Source organism: Pseudomonas sp. TJI-51 (assembly GCF_000190455.2).
GTDB lineage: Bacteria > Pseudomonadota > Gammaproteobacteria > Pseudomonadales > Pseudomonadaceae > Aquipseudomonas > Aquipseudomonas juntendi.
The window spans coordinates 89,429-93,936 of the sequence record NZ_AEWE02000012.1; the positions used below are offsets into that span (position 1 = coordinate 89,429).

Consider the following 4,508-nt stretch of genomic DNA (forward strand, 5'->3'; position numbering starts at 1 on the left):
AACGCCAGCGTCCACAGGTTGTTGCGGCTTCTTGCGAAACCAGCTGAACAGGCCTTTCTTTTCACCAGCCTCGGCCGGCGCTTTCTTGTCGTCGTTGGAACCAAACATGGAAGACGGCTATCTCAGGGTAGCGATGCGCCAGCTACGGCGGATCGGGAATTCTCTCTACGCAGAACAGACTATCTTGAAGCCGGCTGGTTCATGCGCAATGTTTTGTCTTAGTGTCCTGTGGGCCAGAACGGCGACAGGCATGGTCGCCAGGCAACCGGATCAGTATCCTAGCACCTCCTGGCCCGTCGACGCTAAACCCAGCGGGCCGCCGAACAGGTTAAACACCGTATGAATGCTCTAGCCCGCCGCGCCGCTGGCCTGTTGCTCGGCACGCTCTGCCTGCCGCTCGCGGCCTTCGCCGCCGATGTGCAACCCACCCACGAATTCATCCTCGACAACGGCCTCAAGGTCGTGGTGCGCGAAGACCACCGCGCCCCGGTGGTGGTCTCGCAGATCTGGTACAAGGTCGGTTCCAGCTACGAAACCCCGGGCCAGACCGGCCTGTCGCACGCCCTGGAGCACATGATGTTCAAGGGGAGCGCCAAGCTCGGCCCCGGCGAAGCTTCACGCGTGCTGCGCGACCTGGGCGCCGAAGAGAACGCCTTCACCAGCGACGACTACACCGCCTACTACCAGGTGCTGGCGCGTGACCGCCTGCCCGTAGCCCTGGAACTGGAGGCCGACCGCCTGGCCAGCCTGCGCCTGCCAGCCGACGAATTCAGCAAGGAAATCGAGGTCATCAAGGAAGAGCGCCGCCTGCGTACCGACGATCAGCCCACTGCAAAGGCCTTCGAGCTGTTCCGCGCCATGGCCTACCCTGCCAGCGGCTACCATACCCCGACCATCGGCTGGATGGCCGACCTGGAGCGCATGAAGGTCGAGGAACTGCGCCACTGGTACGAGTCCTGGTATGCCCCCAACAATGCCACCTTGGTGGTGGTCGGCGATGTCACCCCCGACGAGGTCAAAGGCCTGGCCCAGAAGTACTTCGGCAGCATCCCGAAGCGCACCGTGCCACCGGCCAAGCTGCCACTTGAGCTCGCAGAACCCGGCCAGCGCCAGCTGACCCTGCACGTGCGCACGCAACTGCCGAGCCTGATCTACGGGTTCAACGTGCCCGGCCTGGCCACGGCCAAGGACCCCCGCACCGTACACGCCCTGCGCCTGATCTCGGCGCTGCTCGACGGCGGCTACAGCGCCCGCATGCCGGCGCGCCTGGAGCGTGGCCAGGAGCTGGTGGCCGGTGCTTCATCCAGCTACAACGCCTTTACCCGTGGCGACAGCCTGTTCCTGATTTCGGCCACGCCGAACGTTCAGAAGCAGAAAACCCTGGCCGACGTCGAGAAGGGCGTGTGGCAACTGCTCGACGAACTCAAGACCACCCCGCCCAGCGCCGAAGAACTGGAGCGCGTACGCGCCCAGGTTATCGCCGGCCTGGTCTATGACCGCGACTCCATCAGCAGCCAGGCCACCACCATCGGCCAACTGGAAACCGTCGGCCTGTCCTGGAAGCTGATTGACAGCGAACTGGACGAGCTCAAGCGCGTTACCCCGCAGGACATCCAGAACGCCGCGCGCACCTATTTCACCCGCGAACGCCTGAGCGTTGCCCATGTACTGCCCGAGGAGTCCGCTCATGAGTGATCGTCGCGCACCACGCCCAACCCTGTTGGCCACCGGTATCCGCGCCCTGGCGCTGGCAGCGGTGCTGGCTGCCCCGGCCCTGGCCGACAACGCCGCCAAAGCCGACAACACCGCGGCCCGGCCGGCCAACACCCTGCAGTCGCTGGCCGAGCTGGACGGCAAGGCGCCGAGCCGGCGCCAGCTGAACATCCAGCACTGGAACACCGCCGAAGGGGCACGGGTGCTGTTCGTCGAGGCGCGCGAGCTGCCGATGTTCGACCTGCGCGTAACCTTTGCCGCCGGCAGCAGCCAGGACGGCGGCACGCCAGGCCTGGCTGCATTGACCAACGCCATGCTCAACGAAGGCGTGGCCGGCAAGGACGTGACCGCCATCGCCGAAGGCTTCGAGAGCCTGGGTGCAGACTTTGGCAACGGCTCCTACCGTGACATGGCCGTGGCCTCGCTGCGCAGCCTCAGCGCCAAGGACAAGCGCGAGCCGGCGCTCAAGCTGTTCACCGAGGTCGCCGGCAAGCCGAGCTTCCCTGAAGACGCGCTCAAGCGCATCAAGAACCAGATGCTGGCCGGCTTCGAGTACGAGAAGCAGAACCCTGGCAAAATCGCTGGCAAAGCGCTGTTCACCAACCTCTATGGCGACCACCCCTACGCCCACCCCAGCGATGGCACTGCCGAAAGCATCAACGGCATCGGCCTGGCCCAACTGCGCGCCTTCCATGCCAAGGCCTACACCGGTGGCAACGCCGTGATCGCCCTGGTCGGCGACCTCAGCCGCACCGAAGCCGAAGCCATCGCCGCCCAGGTGTCCGCCGGGCTACCCAAAGGCCCGGCGCTGCCCGCGCCGGCGCAGCCGGCCGAAGCCAAGCCCGGCCTGACCCACATCGATTTCCCGTCCAAGCAGACCCACCTGATGCTGGCCGAGCTTGGCATCGACCGCCAGGACCCGGACTGGCCTGCACTGTCGCTGGGTAACCAGATCCTCGGCGGCGGTGCTTTCGGTACCCGGCTGATGAGCGAAGTGCGGGAAAAACGCGGCCTGACGTACGGCGTTTACTCGGTATTCAGCCCGATGCAGGTGCGCGGCCCGTTCATGATCCACCTGCAAACCCGTGCCGAACTCAGCGAGGGCACGCTCAAGCTGGTGCAGGGCATTCTCGCCGATTACCTCAAGACCGGCCCCACCCAGCAGGAGCTGGACGATGCCAAGCGCGAACTGGCCGGCAGCTTCCCGTTGTCCAATGCCAGCAATGCCAGCATCGTCGGCCAGCTGGGCGCCATCGGCTTCTACAACTTGCCGCTGACCTGGCTGGAGGACTTCATGCAGCAGTCCCAGGCCCTCACTGTCGAGCAGGTCAAGGCCGCCATGAACAAACACCTGTCAGCCGATAAACTGGTGATCGTCACCGTTGGCCCGAAAGTGCCACAGAAACCGCTGCCAGCACCCACTGACAAGCCCTCCGAGCAGCCGCTCGGGGTACCGGAGCACTAATGCCAAGATCCACCCCTCCCGCCCGCCCGCAAACCGGGCAAAGCAAGGGCCAGGGCCACCTGCGCATCATCGCCGGCGAGTGGCGCAGCCGTCGCCTGGCGGTGCCGGATGGTGAAGGCCTGCGGCCAACGCCCGACCGTGTGCGCGAAACTGTCTTCAACTGGCTGGCGCCCTACATCGAGGGCGCTCGGGTACTGGACGCCTTCACCGGCAGTGGCGCCCTCGTGCTCGAAGCCCTGTCCCGCGGCGCCGAAGACGCCGTGGCACTGGACAGCAACCCGGCGGCCATCGCCAACCTGAAAAACAACCTGGAAATCCTCCGCTGCCCGCGCGGGCAAATCCTGCAAACCGATGCCCTGCGCTACTTGCAGCACCCGGCCAAGCAGCAGTTCGACGTGGTGTTCCTCGACCCGCCATTCCACCAGGACCTGCTGGCCAACACCTGCAACCTGCTGGAGCAGCACCAGTGGCTCAGCGAGCAAGCCTGGGTCTACACCGAGAGCGAAGCCGCGCCGTCGGCCCTGCAACTGCCCGGCAACTGGCGCCTGCATCGCGAGAAAAAAACCGGCCAGGTGTATTACGCGCTGTGGCAGCGGGGCTAACTATGTAGCGCTGCCTAGGGTGCCATTTCGCTGAAGCTGTTGCGGTTCACACAACCGGAGCACTTCAGCGATGACTTCACCTGCGCCCGTCACCCTCGACCAGGTCTCGGCAGGACTGGCATCTGTGGCTTCAGCCGCCCCCTTGCCACTGCAGCACTTCACCCTGAACAACGGTTTGTCCGTCTACCTGCGGCCAGACCACACCAGCCAGCTGGCCGCCGTGCAACTCTGGTATCACGTGGGTTCCAGCCATGAGCCCGCGGGCCACAGCAACCTGTCCCACCTCCTGGAACACCTGATTTTCGAAGGCAGCAGCAAACTTGCCGCCGGCCAATACTCGCGAGTGATCGCCCGCCTGGGCGGCAACGCCAATGCCAGCACCCATGAAGAGGCGACGGCGTATGAGATAACGCTGCCGGTCGCTCGCCTGTCAGTCGCGTTGGAGATCATGGCCGATGCCATGAACAGCGCGACCTTCGGCCAGGCAGAACTGGACCGGGAAAAGAAAGCCGTCGAGGACGAAAGGCGCCTCAAGTTCGACAACCACCCAGACCAACAGGCTTACGACCTTCACCTGGCGCTGGCCCATGGCGGCAATGCCTATGGGCAACCGAGCTTCGGTTCCCTGGCCGACCTTGCCGATATTGGACTGGAAACGCTGCGAACCTGGTATGCAACCTGGTACCGGCCCAACAACGCCACGCTGGTGGTGGTTGGCGGCATCGACC

At 65.0% G+C, this 4,508-nt stretch carries 5 protein-coding genes; 4 read left to right on the top strand and 1 reads right to left on the bottom strand.

Annotation, left to right across the window (positions count from 1 at the left end; genetic code table 11):
* Positions 1-108, bottom strand: a 108-nt coding sequence (locus tag G1E_RS29130) for a hypothetical protein (protein WP_256220429.1), incomplete at its 3' end; no start/stop codon positions are given.
* 231 nt (positions 109-339) lie between these two features.
* Here G1E_RS29130 and G1E_RS03045 point away from each other — a divergent pair.
* The 4 genes from G1E_RS03045 to G1E_RS03060 form a co-directional block, all read left to right on the top strand.
* A complete protein-coding gene (locus tag G1E_RS03045) occupies positions 340-1,695 on the top strand; it encodes a pitrilysin family protein (RefSeq protein ID WP_029886168.1) in 1,356 nt (451 codons plus the stop codon).
* The gene (locus G1E_RS03050) at positions 1,688-3,178 is read left to right on the top strand and encodes a pitrilysin family protein (RefSeq protein WP_009683347.1); all 1,491 of its coding nucleotides are present in this window, start codon (positions 1,688-1,690) and stop codon (positions 3,176-3,178) included. The genes G1E_RS03045 and G1E_RS03050 overlap by 8 nt, the downstream gene beginning before the upstream one ends.
* Entirely contained in the window at positions 3,178-3,780 is a 603-nt protein-coding gene (gene rsmD, locus G1E_RS03055) for a 16S rRNA (guanine(966)-N(2))-methyltransferase RsmD (protein ID WP_047149610.1), read from the top strand. Before G1E_RS03050 ends, rsmD begins: the two co-directional genes overlap by 1 nt.
* 70 nt (positions 3,781-3,850) lie before the next feature.
* Positions 3,851-4,508, top strand: a 658-nt coding sequence (locus tag G1E_RS03060) for a pitrilysin family protein (RefSeq protein WP_177329604.1), incomplete at its 3' end; no start/stop codon positions are given.